Annotated in this window: 14 protein-coding genes and 1 pseudogene; 2 read left to right on the top strand and 13 right to left on the bottom strand. The window is 70.3% G+C overall.

Annotation, left to right across the window (positions count from 1 at the left end):
• Positions 1–74: 74 nt before the first annotated feature.
• Complete coding sequence (locus tag AZE13_RS20480) at positions 75–1,670, bottom strand: MDR family MFS transporter (RefSeq protein WP_079124189.1); 1,596 nt, start codon at positions 1,668–1,670, stop codon at positions 75–77.
• A 140-nt stretch (positions 1,671–1,810) separates the two neighbouring features.
• Between AZE13_RS20480 and AZE13_RS20475 the strand changes: the two genes are divergently transcribed.
• Entirely contained in the window at positions 1,811–2,434 is a 624-nt protein-coding gene (locus AZE13_RS20475; RefSeq protein WP_066933761.1) for a TetR/AcrR family transcriptional regulator, read from the top strand.
• Here the strand turns inward: AZE13_RS20475 and AZE13_RS20470 are convergent.
• Together AZE13_RS20470 and AZE13_RS20465 are read right to left on the bottom strand one after the other, a co-directional pair.
• Entirely contained in the window at positions 2,416–2,979 is a 564-nt protein-coding gene (locus tag AZE13_RS20470; RefSeq protein ID WP_066933758.1) for a M23 family metallopeptidase, read from the bottom strand. The genes AZE13_RS20475 and AZE13_RS20470 overlap by 19 nt on opposite strands.
• Positions 2,980–3,693: 714 nt before the next feature.
• A pseudogene (locus AZE13_RS20465) lies at positions 3,694–6,220 on the bottom strand (ATP-dependent Clp protease ATP-binding subunit).
• Positions 6,221–6,717: 497 nt separating this feature from the next.
• Between AZE13_RS20465 and AZE13_RS37535 the strand changes: the two are divergent.
• The gene (locus AZE13_RS37535) at positions 6,718–7,428 is read left to right on the top strand and encodes an SCO3374 family protein (protein WP_079124188.1); all 711 of its coding nucleotides are present in this window, start codon (positions 6,718–6,720) and stop codon (positions 7,426–7,428) included.
• Here AZE13_RS37535 and AZE13_RS20460 read toward each other — a convergent pair.
• The 10 genes from AZE13_RS20460 to AZE13_RS20415 form a co-directional block, all read right to left on the bottom strand.
• Complete coding sequence (locus AZE13_RS20460) at positions 7,359–7,691, bottom strand: histone-like nucleoid-structuring protein Lsr2 (protein WP_066933756.1); 333 nt, start codon at positions 7,689–7,691, stop codon at positions 7,359–7,361. The two genes, AZE13_RS37535 and AZE13_RS20460, sit on opposite strands and share 70 nt — an antisense overlap.
• Positions 7,692–7,926: 235 nt before the next feature.
• Entirely contained in the window at positions 7,927–8,445 is a 519-nt protein-coding gene (locus AZE13_RS20455; RefSeq protein WP_066933754.1) for an amino-acid N-acetyltransferase, read from the bottom strand.
• A gap of 9 nt (positions 8,446–8,454) precedes the next feature.
• On the bottom strand, positions 8,455–8,979 hold the full coding sequence (locus tag AZE13_RS20450; protein WP_066933751.1) for a BlaI/MecI/CopY family transcriptional regulator: 525 nt from the start codon (positions 8,977–8,979) through the stop codon (positions 8,455–8,457).
• A 383-nt stretch (positions 8,980–9,362) separates the two neighbouring features.
• On the bottom strand, positions 9,363–9,545 hold the full coding sequence (locus tag AZE13_RS20445; protein ID WP_066933747.1) for a hypothetical protein: 183 nt from the start codon (positions 9,543–9,545) through the stop codon (positions 9,363–9,365).
• A gap of 61 nt (positions 9,546–9,606) precedes the next feature.
• Positions 9,607–10,308, bottom strand: coding sequence for a hypothetical protein (locus AZE13_RS20440; RefSeq protein ID WP_066933744.1), 702 nt, complete (start codon positions 10,306–10,308; stop codon positions 9,607–9,609).
• A gap of 447 nt (positions 10,309–10,755) precedes the next feature.
• On the bottom strand, positions 10,756–11,553 hold the full coding sequence (locus tag AZE13_RS20435; protein ID WP_066933741.1) for a type III pantothenate kinase: 798 nt from the start codon (positions 11,551–11,553) through the stop codon (positions 10,756–10,758).
• Positions 11,554–11,558: 5 nt separating this feature from the next.
• Complete coding sequence (gene nadC / locus AZE13_RS20430; protein WP_258527890.1) at positions 11,559–12,710, bottom strand: carboxylating nicotinate-nucleotide diphosphorylase; 1,152 nt, start codon at positions 12,708–12,710, stop codon at positions 11,559–11,561.
• The gene (locus tag AZE13_RS20425) at positions 12,707–14,578 is read right to left on the bottom strand and encodes an L-aspartate oxidase (protein ID WP_066933738.1); all 1,872 of its coding nucleotides are present in this window, start codon (positions 14,576–14,578) and stop codon (positions 12,707–12,709) included. Before AZE13_RS20425 ends, nadC begins: the two co-directional genes overlap by 4 nt.
• A complete protein-coding gene (gene panC, locus AZE13_RS20420) occupies positions 14,575–15,807 on the bottom strand; it encodes a pantoate--beta-alanine ligase (RefSeq protein ID WP_066933735.1) in 1,233 nt (410 codons plus the stop codon). Before panC ends, AZE13_RS20425 begins: the two co-directional genes overlap by 4 nt.
• A complete protein-coding gene (locus AZE13_RS20415; protein WP_066933732.1) occupies positions 15,804–16,865 on the bottom strand; it encodes a Rossmann-like and DUF2520 domain-containing protein in 1,062 nt (353 codons plus the stop codon). Before AZE13_RS20415 ends, panC begins: the two co-directional genes overlap by 4 nt.
• Positions 16,866–16,929: the final 64 nt, after the last annotated feature.

Genomic DNA, 16,929 nt, shown 5'->3' with positions numbered 1-16,929 from the left:
GACGACGAGTGGGGGTGTACGTCAGCGATCGTCTGCGGGCAGTGGACCACTTACGTACACCCCTACCGAGGCGGCTAGGCCTTCGGGGTAGCGCCCCGGAGCGGGACCTCCCGCAGGAACCACGCCGCCGCGAAGCCGATGACGCTGACCACCGCGCCCCAGAGGAAGACCTGGTGGGTGCCGGAGGCCACCGCGTGCGCGTAGGCGTCCTTGACCATCGGCGGGAGCTTGGCCAGGCTCTTCGGGTCCATCTGGGCCCCGCCGCTGGTGAACTTCTCGGCGGCCTTGCCGATCCGCTCGGCCATCGTGGACTCCACCTGGTTGGCGAAGATCGCGCCGAAGATCGCGACGCCGAAGGAGCCGCCGATCGTGCGGAAGAGGGTGGCGGACGAGGAGCCGACACCCAGGTCCTTCATCTCGACGCTGTTCTGGGCTATCAGCATGGTGGTCTGCATCAGGAAGCCCATTCCGGCGCCGAGCACCGCCATGAAGGCACCCGAGGTGAAGCGCGAGGTGCCGGCGTCCATCAGGGACAGCAGCGCCAGGCCCGCGGTGATCAGTGCGCCGCCGCCCACGACGAACATCTTGTACTTGCCGGTCTGGGTGGTGACCCGGCCGGCGACCAGCGAGACGACCATCATCGCCAGCATCATCGGAAGCACCAGCAGACCCGAGTTGGTGGCCGAGACGCCCTGCACGGTCTGCTGGAACAGCGGCAGGAACGTCATCGACCCGAACATCACAAAGCCGACCAGGAAGCCGATGAGGGTGACGAGCGAGAAGTTGCCGTTGCGGAAGATGTGCAGCGGCAGCACCGGCTCGCTGACCTTGCGCTCCACCAGGACGAAGGCCACCAGCGCCAGCACCCCGGCGACGCCGAGGCCGATGATCTGGGCGGAGAGCCAGTCGTACTCGGTGCCGCCCCAGGTGGTGATCAGGACCAGGGCCGTGATGCCGAGGGTGAGCAGTGCGGCGCCCACGTAGTCGATCCGGGTCTGCGACCGCTTCTTCGGCAGGTGCAGCACCGTGGTGATCATGACGAGTGCGACCGCGCCGAGCGGCAGGTTGATGTAGAAGCTCCAGCGCCAGCCGAGGTGGTCGGTGAGAGTACCGCCGACCAGCGGTCCGCCGATCATGGCGACGGCCATGACGCCGGCCATCATGCCCTGGTACCTGCCGCGTTCCCGCGGCGGGATCAGGTCGCCGATGATCGCCATGACACCGACCATCAGACCGCCCGCGCCCAGGCCCTGTACGGCGCGGAAGCCGATCAGCTGGCCCATGTCCTGGGCCATGCCGGCGAGCGCCGAGCCGATCAGGAAGATCACGATGGAGGTGAGGAAGACGCCCTTGCGTCCGTACATGTCGCCGAGCTTGCCCCAGATGGGCGTGGAGGCCGCGGTGGCCAGGGTGTAGGCGGTGACCACCCAGGACAGGTGGCTCATTCCGCCGAGTTCACCGACGATGGTCGGCATCGCGGTGCCGACGATCATGTTGTCCAGCATGGCGAGCAGCATCGCGATCATCAGCGCGAGGAGCACGACGCGTACGCTCGCCGGCTGCCTGCCCCCGTCCGCGCCCGGCAGGGGCTCGGGCTGCGGTGCGTCCGCCGTCGCGGACGCGGATGTCGTTCTCTCCCCCGTCGGGGTCGCGGCTTGCGACGTCCCCATCACTCACTCCCACTTACTTGCCGCCCGGCTAGTTCAGTACGGTGGAGAAGGTAGGTGACCCGCTAGCCGGGCGTCAAGTAAGTTTCTCTGGCGCGCGCCTGGCGCGCCTCCGACCAGTACCGACGAGCAGGAGAAGCACCGTGAGCACACCGCAGGCGCGCAGGGGGAACACCCGACAGCGCATTCAGGACGTCGCTCTGGAGCTGTTCTCCGAGCGGGGGTACGACAAGACCTCACTGCGCGAGATCGCCGAGCGGCTCGAGGTCACCAAGGCGGCGCTCTATTACCACTTCAAGACCAAGGAAGACATCGTCATCAGCCTGTTCCAGGACGTGACCAGGCCCATCGACGAGCTGATCGCCTGGGCCGAGGAGCAGCCGCGCACCCTGGAGACGAAGCAGGCGCTGATCCGCGGGTACAGCGAGTGCCTGCGCTCCGCCGGGCCCTTCTTCCGCTTCATGCACGAGAACCAGGCGACGGTGCGCGAGCTGACCATCGGCGAGGGCGTCCGGCAGCGGATGCTGACCCTCTCCGGTTTTCTCAAGGAGCCCGATGCGGAGCTGGTGGATCAGGTGCGCTGCATCACGGCGCTGTTCACCCTGCAGGCCCACCTCTTCGCCGCCCAAAGCCTGGAAGGCGACCCCGAGGAGAAGCGCAAGGCTTTCCTCGAGGTCGCCACAGAACTGGTCACGGCGGCAAACCCGCCGAACCGCCGGCCAGCCCGGCCGGATTCAGCTCGGACGGGTCAGACAGACACGCCGTGAGCCCGCAGGAATCCGGTCGGCTCGACGCCCGTCCCGTAGTTGGGGCCGGTGCGGACCTCGAAGTGCAGGTGCGGGCCGGTGGAGTTGCCGGTGCTGCCCACCAGGCCGATCTTCTGGTCGGTGGAGACGTTCTGACCGACCTGGACCTGCACCGATGACAGGTGCGCGTACTGGGAGTACGTGCCGTTGTCGTGCTTGATCACGATGGCGTTGCCGTACGCGGGGCCGTCGGTGTTCAGACCGGCCTTGATGACCGTGCCGCCGTGCACGGCCTTGACCGGGGTGCCGCTCGGCGCGACGAAGTCCTGACCGCTGTGGCTGTGCGACCACATGTTGCCGGCGAGACCGAAGGTGGAGCCGAGGGTGTACTTGTCCAGCGGCACCACCCAGGCGTTGGCCTTCTTCGCCGCTTCCGTGCCGCTGTCGGCGGCGGAGGCGACACCGGCGCCGAGCGCCGCGGTCATGCCGACACCGGCGGCCACCACGGCGACGCGGTTACGCAGAACAGACTTCTTGGAATTACGTATGGCGGTGAACTTCGACATGCGGGTTTACCCTCCGGGGAAATTGATTGGTTTCCCGGCTGCGGTCCGGGAGCGCCATCCCTTGGTAACCCGCATCCAGCCCCTCGCCAAGAGGCCCTTTCTACTACCGCACCCCGTATGACGAGCGGGGGAATATCCGGCCCGGATTCACTGGGACCACCACCGTTGACCTCCCCGGAGCGGACGGGCGGGGACGCCCGCTCGTGGCCTGCCCCAGCCCTCTGATCAGGGGTTTCTCCCCCGCAGGGCGCGAACGTGGCCATGCCCCGGCCGGCCGGCCGCGCCACCCTCACCGCGCCCGCCGCGCTTCCCCCGTCGCCGCCCTCTCGTCTCCCCTAAGCCCTCTAGTAGTGCCAGAATCCCTGTGCGTCATATCACGGCAGGAAGAGATCCAATTCCCTTTCCGGGTGACCTGGGCCACTGGGGAATGTGTGATGCGGATTACCCGGAGCCGGCCGATATCCGGTTCGCCGCACTCTCGGAATCGCCGAATTCGTGACCGTCACCACGCTGCCCCGGCGCGGCAGGCCATGCCATTGCCCCGGGCGTAAGCCGCTGCGAGAAGAGAGCTCCCTGGCGAAAAAGGCGGACGAAAAGGGCTGACGAAAAGGGACTGCCCCGGAACCGCTTCTTACGGTTCCGGGGCAGTCCCTGTGCGCGTTGCCTGTGCCGTCTCTCGGCTCAGACGCCGCTTATCGGGCGTCCTTGCTCAGGTCAGGCGTCCTTGCTCAGGTTCGGGCCCGAGCCGCCGGTGGCAGACTCGATCGGCGGGGCGTCCGGCAGGGCCGCCTTCTCCTCGCCGCGGAACGTGAACGTGGCGGACTCGCCCTCGCCCTCGATGTCGACGACCACGATGTGGCCCGGACGCAGCTCGGTGAAGAGGATCTTCTCCGAGAGGGCGTCCTCGATCTCGCGCTGGATCGTGCGGCGCAGCGGACGGGCGCCGAGCACCGGGTCGTACCCGCGCTTGGCCAGCAGCTTCTTGGCCTCGCTGCTGAGCTCGATGCCCATGTCGCGGTCCTTGAGCCGCTCGTCCACCTTGGCGATCATCAGGTCGACGATCTGGATGATGTCTTCCTCGGTGAGCTGGTGGAAGACGACGGTGTCGTCGACGCGGTTGAGGAACTCGGGGCGGAAGTGCTGCTTGAGCTCCTCGTTGACCTTGGCCTTCATCCGCTCGTAGCCGGTCTTGACGTCGCCCTGGGCCGCGAAGCCGAGGTTGAAGCCCTTGGAGATGTCCCGGGTGCCGAGGTTGGTCGTCATGATGATGACGGTGTTCTTGAAGTCCACGACCCGGCCCTGGGAGTCGGTCAGGCGACCGTCCTCCAGGATCTGCAGCAGCGAGTTGAAGATGTCCGGGTGGGCCTTCTCGACCTCGTCGAAGAGGACGACCGAGAACGGCTTGCGGCGGACCTTCTCCGTCAGCTGGCCGCCCTCTTCGTAGCCGACGTAGCCGGGGGGCGAGCCGAAGAGCCGCGAGACCGTGTGCTTCTCGCTGAACTCCGACATGTCGAGGGAGATCAGCGCGTCCTCGTCGCCGAAGAGGAACTCGGCGAGCGTCTTGGACAGCTCGGTCTTACCGACACCGGACGGGCCGGCGAAGATGAACGAGCCGCCGGGACGCTTGGGGTCCTTCAGGCCGGCGCGGGTGCGGCGGATGGCCTGGGAGAGCGCCTTGATGGCGGTCCTTCTGGCCGATGACGCGCTTGTGGAGCTCGTCCTCCATGCGGAGCAGGCGGCTGGACTCCTCCTCGGTGAGCTTGAAGACCGGGATGCCCGTGGCCGTGGCCAGGACCTCGGCGATCAGCTCCTCGTCCACCTCGGCGACGACGTCCATGTCGCCGGCCTTCCACTCCTTCTCCCGCTTCGCCTTGGCGGCCAGGAGCTGCTTCTCCTTGTCGCGCAGGCCCGCGGCCATCTCGAAGTCCTGCGAGTCGATCGCGGACTCCTTCTCCCGGCGCACATCGGCGATCTTCTCGTCGAACTCGCGCAGGTCCGGCGGAGCGGTCATCCGGCGGATCCGCATCCGGGAGCCGGCCTCGTCGATCAGGTCGATGGCCTTGTCCGGCAGGAAGCGGTCGGAGATGTAGCGGTCGGCGAGGGTGGCCGCCGCGACCAGCGCGGAGTCCGTGATGGAGACGCGGTGGTGCGCTTCGTAACGGTCCCGCAGGCCCTTGAGGATCTCGATGGTGTGCGGCAGCGACGGCTCGGCGACCTGGATGGGCTGGAAGCGGCGCTCCAGGGCGGCGTCCTTCTCCAGGTGCTTGCGGTACTCGTCGAGCGTGGTGGCACCGATGGTCTGCAGCTCGCCGCGGGCCAGCATGGGCTTGAGGATGCTGGCGGCGTCGATGGCGCCCTCGGCGGCGCCCGCGCCCACGAGGGTGTGGAGCTCGTCGATGAACAGGATGATGTCGCCGCGGGTGCGGATCTCCTTGAGGACCTTCTTCAGGCGCTCCTCGAAGTCACCGCGGTAGCGGGAGCCGGCGACCAGGGCGCCGAGGTCGAGGGTGTAGAGGTGCTTGTCCTTGAGGGTCTCGGGCACCTCGCCCTTGACGATGGCCTGGGCCAGGCCCTCGACGACCGCCGTCTTGCCGACGCCGGGCTCGCCGATGAGGACCGGGTTGTTCTTCGTACGGCGCGAGAGCACCTGCATGACCCGCTCGATCTCCTTCTCGCGCCCGATGACCGGGTCGAGCTTGGATTCGCGGGCCGCCTGGGTGAGGTTGCGGCCGAACTGGTCCAGGACGAGGGAGGTCGAGGGCGTGCCCTCGGCGGGGCCGCCGGCGGTGGCGGCTTCCTTGCCCTGGTAGCCGGAGAGCAGCTGGATGACCTGCTGCCGCACCCGGTTGAGATCGGCGCCCAGCTTCACCAGGACCTGGGCGGCGACGCCCTCGCCCTCGCGGATCAGGCCGAGCAGGATGTGCTCGGTGCCGATGTAGTTGTGGCCGAGCTGGAGGGCCTCGCGGAGCGACAGCTCCAGGACCTTCTTGGCACGCGGGGTGAAGGGGATGTGGCCGGACGGGGCCTGCTGGCCCTGGCCGATGATCTCCTCCACCTGCTGGCGGACCGCCTCGAGCGAAATCCCGAGGCTCTCCAGGGCCTTAGCGGCGACACCCTCACCCTCGTGGATCAGGCCCAGGAGGATGTGCTCGGTGCCGATGTAGTTGTGGTTGAGCATCCGGGCTTCTTCCTGAGCCAGGACGACAACCCGCCGCGCACGGTCGGTGAACCTCTCGAACATCGTTAATCGCTCCTCAGAGCGGTCAGGCAGTTAGGGGTCGGTCCCCTCCCTGTCCTTCCGCATGCTAGTCCCGCAGGGCGGGACAGCTCATTCCAACTGCCGACACCCGTCCGGATCACCCCCGCTCCGGCGGGGAAATGTACTGCCGAACAGCTGACATCTGCTCCAACTCGATGGTGCGAGACGATGTTCCCGCAGGCCAGGGATATACGCCGTCCGCCACTACGCCCGTGGCGAACGCGCCCCTCCCCGACACACCGTCGGCATCCCGCCATCGCCGGTGCCGCGGCGCCGTGTGCGCCGGTCACATCGTCTCTTTCCACTGAGACTGTCTTACCCGCTGCCACTGACACTCCATGCGGCGCGGGCCGCTTCCATCCGCTACGGGCGAACACCCTCGCGCCGCCGAATGCTCCGCCACACCCCAGCAAGAGCACGCACGGTTTCCGGAATTCTACCCAGCGTAACTTCCGGGAGGGTGCGGAGTTGCACCGGGCATGGCCCGCGCGCCCTTTCCGCACCCCCGCAGCCCGCTCGCCGCCGTCCGCCGGTGGTACGAGGACGAGCTGGGCTGGCCGACCACCGATGCGGTGCCGGTGGAACTGCTGACGGGGCTGCGCTTCGATGCCCTGGAGATGCCGTACGACGCCGGGCGCGCCGTACTGCGGCGCTGGCCGCACACCGGCCCGGCGGCCCTGCTGCGAGCCGGACGCGACGGGAATCAGCCCGGTGATCGGCCGAAACTGCTCGTGTTCATCGCGGCCGGCGGTGCCGAGGAACTTCCGGGAATCCTGGAATGGCTGGAGTGGGGCCCTCTGACGCCGGATCTCACCGCCCGTGGGGCCGGAGACCGGATGCCCGCGCCGGCATTCCCCGCCGGTGCTCCGCCGGAGTGTGCGCCCGGCGGATTCGGCCTGCGGGAGGCCGCGGAATGGGTGCGACCTCCCCGACCCGGGTACGAGGCGCGGAATTCCCTGCCCACCACGGGGATCGGGGCAGGTACCGGGGACCACGAAGGCGTCCCCGACCTCGTACGTCTTGTGAGCACGGCGGCGACGGAGTGCCACCGTGCCCGGTTGGTGCGTGCTCGTAATGGCCGGAGTGCTCGTAATGGCCAATCGGACCGCGGGTGCGGCGATCAGCCGTTGGCCTTCTCGAATGCCTCGCGAATGTCGGCGGGGACGCGGCCGCGGTCATTGACGCTGTAGCCGTTCTCCTTCGCCCAGGCGCGGATCTTCGCGGTGTCCTGGCTTCCCGCGGAAGACGCACGGGCCTTGCCGCGGCCGCCGGAACGGCCACCCGTCTTGCGGCCCGCCTTCACGAACTCCGCAAGCGACTCACGCAGCTTGTCGGCGTTGGCGTCCGACAGGTCGATCTCGTAGGACTTACCGTCGAGCGCGAACGTCACCGTCTCGTCCGCCTCGCCGCCGTCGAGGTCGTCGACAAGAAGAACCTGAACCTTCTGTGCCACGGGTTTCCCTTTCATCGAATGCGGATTACGACGGAAAGCAAACCGCTTTTCCGGGAAAAACACAAACCCTTGGGTAGGGTTCACTTGCCCGCAGACCGGGGAACGCATGCTTCCCCGGCCACTTCCCTGGCCTGAGATAGCTCGCCAGCCATGAGATAGGGGAGCGATTCGGACATAGAACACTCATCACAGGTACAGATCGCAGGCGAGATCACGCGCAGATCACGGATGCAGATCACAGATGCAGAAGCATCCGGCTGTTACCGAGGGTGTTGGGCTTCACTCGTTCGAGGCCGAGGAACTCCGCAACACCCTCGTCATAGGAACGCAGCAGCTCGCTGTAGACATCTCCGTCCACGGGAGCCTCGCCGATCTCCACGAAGCCGTGCTTGCTGAAGAAGTCGACTTCGAAGGTGAGACAGAAAATGCGCCGCACTCCGAGCCAGCTCGCGGTGCGCAGCAGCTTGTCGAGGACCTGATGGCCGACGCCCGAGCCCTTCAGCCGCGGGTCCACGGCCAGGGTGCGGACCTCGGCGAGGTCTTCCCACATGACATGGAGCGCCCCGCAGCCGACGACCTCGCCGTCCTCGTCGCGCTCCGCGACCCAGAACTCCTGGATGTCCTCGTAAAGCGTGACGGTCGCTTTGTCGAGCAGGATCCCGTCACGTGAGTAGGCGTCGATGAGCCGGCGTACGGCCGGTACATCACTGGTCCTGGCGCGGCGGACAGTGAGCCCTTTTGAATGGGGAGGCATGCCCGGACGCTATCGCCCCTTGCCCTTGGCGCCCGTCCCGGGTTCGTCCCCTTCCGCGGATCCGGCTTCACGGTCCGCTTGCGGGCCCGCTTCCGCTCCGGCTTCTCCGGCACGTCCCCGTTCGTCGGACCGCTCCTCGGCCCGTTCTTCGGCCCGTTCTTCGGACCGCTCGACGGCCCGTTCCTCGGATCGTTCCTCGGACCGTTCGTCGTCGGCCTGGACGATCCGTACGGCATCGCGCAGGGCATGGCGCTGTTCCGGCGACATCATGCCGAAGAAGGCCACCAGCGCAGCCGCGGGGTTGTCACTGGCGGACCACGCTTCGTTCATGAGTGCGGCCGCATAGGCGGCGCGAGTGGAGACCGCCTCATATCGATAGGCGCGGCCTTCCGCTTCGCGGCGCACCCAGCCCTTCTGATGAAGGTTGTCCAATACGGTCATGACCGTTGTGTAAGCGATCGACCGTTCCTTCTGCAGATCTTCCAGGACTTCTCGAACGGTGACCGGGCGGTTCCACTCCCAGACCCGCGTCATGACCGCGTCTTCCAGATCACCCAATGGCCTCGGCACACAAGAACAATAGTCGTAGATGTCAGAAATGTCCGGTGTTCTCGCGCGTTTGCGCCGATTCGTTGCGCCGAGTTGCTTCGAGTGGCATCGAGTTGTGTCGAGTTGCGTCGAATCGCCACGTCGACGAGCGGGAACTCGGGCGAATACGCGGGAAGCGGTCGCCGATCAGCGATCGGTGATCAGCGGTCGGCGGTCAGCAGTAACGGGAGCGGCAGGGAATCCCGACTGAAACTGAAGCGAAGTGGAGCGGACCAAAGGAGCGGCGCATGCCTGCACGGCGCGGGGCGCTCGGGGTCCCGGGCCGTGCAGGCATGCGCCGCGTTGCCGCCCGAGGGGCGGCGGGTGGTTCAGGCGCTGCGCGCCGCCGTGGGGTTCTGCCCGGCGGACTCCGCGCGGGCCAGCGCGGAGTCCACGGCGGCGTCCTCCTTGGCCTTGTTCGCGCCGCCCTGGCTCTTGATGATCGTGACGATCAGAAAGGTGAAGGCCACGGCCATCACCGCGGGCGGGAGCAGCGCTGCGACGTAATCCATGACGAAGGGCCTCCCTGGCGGGCGTGAGCATCCGGACGTACCCCGTCAGACTACGCAGCCCTCAGGCGGTGCGGCTCGCGGGGGGCCGACCGGGCTTGCGGCGGGGCGGGAAGACCTCGCCGGGTGTGGGGATCGGCCGGTCGCGCCGCGGGGCTTTCGGCTGCGGCATGGGCGCGGGCGCGGGGTCCGGCTTGCGCTCCGGTTCCGGCTCGCGGGCGGGGTCCGGTTCACGCCCGCCACGAGCCCCTGAACGGCCGCCTGGCAGGGCGCGCAGCCGTACCCGCACGGAGATGTCGGCCAGGTGCTCGCAGTGGCGCAGCAGGGCGCCGTGGCGCTCGCGTACGGCCGGGCCGGCGTGCCGGGTGGGCAGCGCACGCAGCGCGGCGAGGTCCTCGGGTCCGGGGGTGTGCCCGGCCTCCAGGGCCTCGGTCAGCAGCGCGAGGTAGCCGGCGGCCGAAGCGGGCAGGGCTTCGCGATAGCGGGCGAGGTCGGCGAGCAGGAAGGCGCGCAGCCGGCCGCCTTCGCGGACCGCCTCGTCGACGGCCTCGGCCAGCCGGACGTATTCCTGGACATCCCGTTCCTGGATGTCCCGTTCCCGGACGTCCCGCGCACGCTCGGGGCCGGGGACGGCCGACGGGGCGGGGACTGCTGGCGGGGCGGGGCGGGGTGTCGTCCGGAGGGCGTGGGCGAGGGCGCGACGGAGCACACGCAACTCTTCGGCGCTGAAGGCGACGCCGCCGCGGGTTCCGTTTGGCATTGGCATATAGCGACTTTACGACCTATTCCGACAAAAGCCGCTTAATTCGTGAATGGTGGCGCGGCAACGAGCCGCACCACAGGGGCACACGACCGGTGCCTCCGGATGTCGCGCGGCCGGGCAGTTGCCGGCCTCGTTGTCGGCCGGTCCTGGCCCTGTTGCCCGGCCAGTGCTGGTCCTGTCGCCCGGTCGGTCCTGGCCCCCTTGCCCGGCCAGTGCTGGTCCCGTTGCCTGGCCCGGAGTCCGGCATCGTCTCCGGCCCGGAGTCCGACGTTGTCGCCGGGCCCACGTGTGAGCTCGTCGCCGCCGGCCCCGCGTGTGAGCTCGTCGGCGGCCCAGAGGCGGAATACCGCCCGGCTCCGGCCGGTTGTGGCCCCGCAGGGGGGCCTCGCGACCCTTAGGGGATCCGTTCGATCACCCCCTACGGGATCCGTTGCCCAGGCCGGACGTCGGCTACGCCCGGCCGACGTTGCGCTCGTACACCAGCCGCAGCCCGATCAGGGTCAGCCAGGGCTCGTGCGCATCGATCACCGAGGACTCGCCGAGCACCATCGGGGCCAGCCCGCCGGTGGCGATCACGGTCACCTCCTCCGGCTCCTCGGCCAGCTCCCGCGCCATCCGCTGGACCACGCCGTCGACCTGCCCGGCGAAGCCGTAGAGGATGCCGGACTGCATCGCCTCGACGGTGTTCTTGCCGATGACGCTGCGCGGCCGGGCCAGTTCGATCTTGCGGAGCTGGGCGCCCTTGACCCCCAGCGCGTCCACCGAGATCTCGATGCCCGGCGCGATCACACCGCCCACGTACTCGCCGCGCGCACTGACCGCGTCGAACGTCGTGGCCGTACCGAAGTCGACGACCACCGCCGGGCCGCCGTAGAGCTCGACCGCCGCCAGGGCGTTGATGATCCGGTCGGCGCCGACCTCCTTCGGGTTGTCCATCAGAACCGGGACGCCCGTCTTGACGCCCGGCTCCACCAGGACGGCGGGCACGTCCCCGTAGTAGCGCCGGGTGACCTCGCGCAGCTCGTGCAGGACGGAGGGCACGGTGGAGCAAATGGAGATGCCCTCGATGCCGTCGCCCAGCTCGTCGCCGAGCAGCGGGTGCATTCCCATCAGCCCCTGCAGCAGCACGGCGAGCTCGTCGGCGGTGCGGCGGGCGTCGGTGGAGATGCGCCAGTGCTCGACGATCTCATCGCCGTCGAAGAGGCCCAGGACGGTGTGGGTGTTTCCTACGTCGATGGTCAGCAGCATGGCGGTCAGCGGCCCTCACGCGGATCGGCATGGGCAACGGCAGGGGCAGGGTCGGGGGCAGGGGCAGAGTCGGGGACGACGGCGGAGGAACCGGCGTCTTCCTCGCCTTCCCGGTCTTCCTCGCCTTCCCGGTCTTCCTCGTCTTCGCGCAGGTCGAGGCCGATGTCGAGGATCGGGGACGAGTGCGTCAGCGCGCCGACGGCCAGGTAGTCGACGCCGGTCTCGGCGTACGTACGGGCGTTGTCCAGGGTGAGCCGGCCCGAGGACTCCAGCATCGCGCGCCCGTCGACCAGTTCCACGGCCTCCCGGGTCTGCTCCGGGGTGAAGTTGTCCAGCAGGATGAGCTCGACGCCCTGGGCGAGGATCGGCGGGATCTGGTCGAGCCGGTCGACCTCCACCTCGATCGGCACCCCGGGGAACTCCTCCTGTACGGCGGCGAACGCCGCGGCCACCCCGCCGGCCGCGACCACGTGGTTGTCCTTGATCAGCGCCGCGTCGGACAGCGACATCCGGTGGTTGACGCCGCCTCCGCAGCGCACCGCGAACTTTTCCAGGGCGCGCAGCCCCGGCGTCGTCTTACGGGTGTCGCGGACCTTGGCCTTGGTCCCCTCCAGGACGTCCGCCCAGGCCCGGGTCGCGGTGGCGATACCCGACAGCCGGCAGAGGAGGTTCAGCGCGCTGCGCTCGGCGGTGAGCAGATCTCGGGTACGGGTGGTGACGGTCAGCAGCTTGGTGCCGGCCGCGACCCGGTCGCCGTCCTCGACGTGCCGTTCGACCGCGAACTCCTCGGTGCAGACGAGGGAGAGCACCGCCTCGGCGATCCGCAGGCCGGCGACCGTACCGGCCTCACGTGCGGTGAAGTCGCCGGAGGCGACCGCGTCCGCGGGAATAGTGGCCACGGTCGTGATGTCCACCCCCTGGTCGAGGTCCTCCTCGACGGCGAGGTGCGCGATGTCCTCGACCTGTACGGGGTCGAGCCCGGCGGCGACCAGGAGCGCGGCCAGGTCGGGGTCGAGTCCGCAGGTCAGCGGGTCGATCCCGGACGAGCCGTCGTCGCCGGCGCAGCCACAGGCGTCGCCGCAGCCGCCACCGGTGGGGGCGCTACCGGCGGGCCCGCCGATCTGGAGGAGGGGAAGGGCGTCGGAGGTGCTGCTCACGGGGTGGGCTCCGTATCCGGGAAGTCGGCGGTGGGTGTATTCGGGGACTCGGCGGCGGACGGCGAGTCGGCAGTGGGCGGGAAGTCGGCGGTCGCCGTCGTATGGATGCGTAGCGCGCGGTCCGCCCCCAGGGTGATGCGGAAGTGGCGGCGCCAGGAGGCATCGTCCCGGTCCGGGTGGTCCTCGCGCCAATGGCAGCCGCGGGTCTCCGCGCGGCGCTGAGCGGCGGCGACCAGCACCCGGGCGACGCACAGCAGGTTGGTGGCCTCCCAGGCCTCCACACCGGGCTCGGGCGCCTTGCAGGTGGCCTCGGGGGATCCGGGCGTGTTGCGGGCGGTCTCGACGTTCTCGGCGGCCGCCTCCGTCGCTTCGTGATGGATGCGGTCCAGCTCTGCGGCGGCCCGGGCGAGGCTGTCGGCGCTGCGCAGCACGCCGGCGCCGGTGGTCATGATCCGCTGAACCTCGCCCCGGGCCTCGGGGGCGAGCAACGGCAGCGCGGTACGGGCCGCCGGAGCATCGGCGGTACCGGCGACACCAGCGGCATCGGCGGCATCGGCGGCACCAGCGATATCGACAGCGGTGTCGGCGTTGTCGGTGATGTCCGAAGCGATCCGCTCGGCGAAGACCAGGCCCTCCAGGAGGGAGTTGGAGGCCAGCCGGTTGGCCCCGTGGACGCCGGTGCAGGCGACCTCGCCGCACGCGTAGAGGCCGGGCACCGTGGTGCGGCCGTGCAGGTCGGTGCGGACGCCTCCGGAGGCGTAGTGGGCGGCCGGGGCGATCGGTATCGGTTCGGTGACCGGGTCGATGCCGTGGCTGCGACAGGCGGCGAGGATGGTCGGGAAGCGGGTCTCCCACATCCGGGCGCCGAAGTGCCGGGCGTCCAGATACATGTGGTCGACGCCCTGTTCGTGCGCCCGGCGCATGATCGCCTTGGCGACGATGTCGCGCGGCGCCAGCTCGGCGAGCTCGTGCTGCCCGGCCATGAAACGCGTGCCGTCGGCGTCCACGAGGTACGCGCCCTCGCCCCGTACGGCCTCGGAGATCAGCGGCTGCTGGCCCTCCGCCTCCGGGCCCAGGTACAGGACCGTGGGGTGGAACTGCACGAATTCGAGGTCCGACACCTCGGCGCCGGCCCGCAGCGCCAGGGCCACCCCGTCCCCCGTGGAGACGGCGGGGTTGCTGGTCGCGGAGAAGACCTGCCCCATGCCTCCGGTGGCGAGGACGACGGCCGGGGCGTGGACGGCGCCGACGCCGTCGTGCTGCCCCTCCCCCATGACGTGCAGGGTGACGCCGGACGTCCGGCCGTCGGCGTCCGTGAGCAGGTCGAGGACGAGGGCGTTCTCGATGGTGCGCAGTCCGGCGGCGCGGACCGCGTCGACCAGCGCGCGGGAGACCTCGGCGCCGGTGGCGTCGCCGCCGGCGTGCACGATACGGCGGCGCCGGTGGCCGCCCTCACGGGTGAGCGCCATCTCGTCGCTGTCCGGTGCGGTGTCGAAGCGCGCACCGGCCGCGATGAGCCGGTGGACGGCGTCCGGGCCCTCGGTGACCAGGGTCCGCACAGCCGCCTCGTCGCACAGCCCGGCGCCCGCGACGAGGGTGTCGGCCAGATGCTGCTCCGGGGAATCGCCGTCGCCCAGTGCCGCGGCGATTCCGCCCTGCGCCCAACGGGTGGAGCCGTCGTCCAGGCGGGCCTTGGTGACGACGACCGTCCGGCGCCCGGCCTCGGCGCAGCGCAGCGCGGCGGTCAGCCCGGCCACTCCGGAGCCCACGACGACGACGTCCGCGTCGATGGCCCAGCCGGGGGCGGGGGCGGTCAGGCGTATTCCGGTGCCTGGTACGGGGGCGGGGCCTGTTCCGGTGACCGTCATCGGGTCCCTCCAAGGGGGCCTTGGGGAGTGTGTGGTGTGTGGGGAGTGCGGGGTGTGTGGGGTGTGTGGGGTGTATCGGTACTGCGTGGAGTGCGGCGATCGGCGGCCGGTGATACGTCCGTGCCGGCCGGTGATACCTGCGTGCCGGTGCCGGCCGGTACGAAGGTGAGCCGGATGTTGTCGATGAGACGGGTCGTGCCGACCTTGGCGGCGATCGCGAGGACCGCCTCGCCCTCGTAGGAGTCCGCGATCTCGGTGAAGTCCGACGGATCGACCAGCGCCAGGTAGTCGAGCACGAGCGGCGGTTCGAGCCGGGCAGCGTCCTCCAGCACGGCGCGGGCCGCGGCACGCGCCACGGACGGCCCGTGCGGCGGGCCGGCGGCCGCGTAGGCGACGGCGTGGGCGTCGGCGGCGGCCCGGTCCTCACCGAGGGCGGCCAGTGCCGCGGAGCGGTCCTGCGCGGGGTGGCCCGTGGAGACGGCGCGGGCGCGCAGCGCCTCTTCGGCGGTGAGCCGGTCGCGGGCCGCGAACAGGGCCGCGGAGAGCGCGAGCGCGGTGCGCCGCTCCGGGGTGGACAGGTAGCGGTTGCGGCTGGAGAGGGCGAGCCCGTCCTCCTCTCGTACCGTCGGGACGCCGACGATCTCCACGGGGAAGTTCAGGTCGGCGGCCATCCGCGTGATCACAGCGAGCTGCTGGGCGTCCTTCTGGCCGAAGAACGCGAGGTCCGGCGCGGTCAGGTGCAGCAGCTTGGCGACGACGGTCAGCACCCCGTCGAAGTGGCCCGGACGGCTGGCGCCCTCCAGGAGCGTGCCCATGGGACCCGCGGTGATCCGGACCTGCGGCTCTCCGCCCGGGTAGACCTCGTCGACGGACGGCGCGAACACCACGTCCGCGCCCGCCGCGACGGCCAGTTCGACATCCTCGTCCAGGGTCCGCGGATAGCGGTCCAGGTCCTCGCCCGCCCCGAACTGCAGCGGATTGACGAAGACCGTGACGACGACCTGCCCCTGCGGCCCGACGCGCCGACGGGCGGCGCGGATCAGGGCGGCGTGGCCCTCGTGCAGTGCCCCCATGGTCATGACGACGGCCCGCCCGCCACTACGGCGCGGGAGGGCGCGGAGGGCCCCGGCGGTGTGGAGGAGGTGAGGGCTCCGGGGGGCGACGGGACCGGTCGAGGAGGCGGATGAGGCGGGCGGGGTGGACGGCGTGGACGGGGGCGGGGTCGTCACTGGTCGCCTCCGTTGGGGCCGGGGTCGTTGGGATCGGGTTCGTCGGGGCCGGGGCCAGGCCCGCCGGGGCCGGAGCCTGAACCGTCGGAGCCAGTGCCAGTGGGGCCGGAGCCGGGACCGTCGGAGTCGCTGCGGGACGTCCGGGGGGCGTCGGGTGCGGGCCCGGCCAGCACGCCCAGCAGGTCCTCCGCCTGTTCCGGCTTGAGCAGCCCGTGGACCAGCGCCCGGTCCGCGGTCGTACGGGCCATCGCCAGATACCCCGCGACGCTCTGGGGCGCGTGCCGGCGCAACTCCTCGACGTGCGCGGCGACCGTACCCGCGTCCCCACGCGCGACCGGCCCGGTCAGCGCGGCGTCGCCGGACCGCAGCGCATTGTCCAGGGCGGCCCCGAGCAGCGGCCCCAGCATCCGGTCCGGAGCCTGCACGCCCGCCTCCCGCAGCAGCTCCATCGACTGGGCGACCAGCGTGACCAGGTAGTTCGCGCCGATGGCGAGGGCGGCGTGGTAGAGCGGACGAGCGGATTCCGCGATCCACTCGGGCTCCCCGCCCATCTCGATGACCAGCGCCTCCGCGGCCATCCTCAGCTCGTCGGGCGCGGTCACGCCGAACGAACAGCCGGCCAGCCGGTGGACGTCCACGGAGGTGCCGGTGAACGTCATGGCCGGGTGCAGGGCGAGCGGCAGTGCACCTGCCCGCGTGGCCGGTTCCAGCACCGCCGTCCCGTAGCGCCCGGAGGTGTGCACCAGCAGCTGGCCCGGCCGCACGGCGCCGGTCTCCGCGAGGCCGCGCACCAGACCGGCGAGCGCGTCATCGGGGACGGTCAGCAGCACCAGCTCGGCGCGGGCGAGCACCTCGGCCGGGGTGACCAGCGGGACGTCGGGCAGCAGCTGTGCGGCACGCCGTACGGAGGCGTCGGATACGCCCGACACGGCGACCGGGCGATGCCCTGCGAGCTGCAGCGATGCGGCGAGGGCGGGCCCGACACGGCCCGCGCCGACGACTCCGACGGTGAGCCGGGCGGGGCGGTCCTGGGCCTCGATAGGTGGGTTTGCGTTCACGCGGCGATGGCCTTCCGTTCCAGTCCGCGGGGGGTACCGGACGATTCCTCGCCATGCTACGCGA

Source organism: Streptomyces sp. NBRC 110611 (assembly GCF_001590865.1).
In the GTDB taxonomy this organism is placed as follows: domain Bacteria; phylum Actinomycetota; class Actinomycetes; order Streptomycetales; family Streptomycetaceae; genus Streptomyces.
This window is presented reverse-complemented; position numbering and strand designations above follow the sequence as displayed.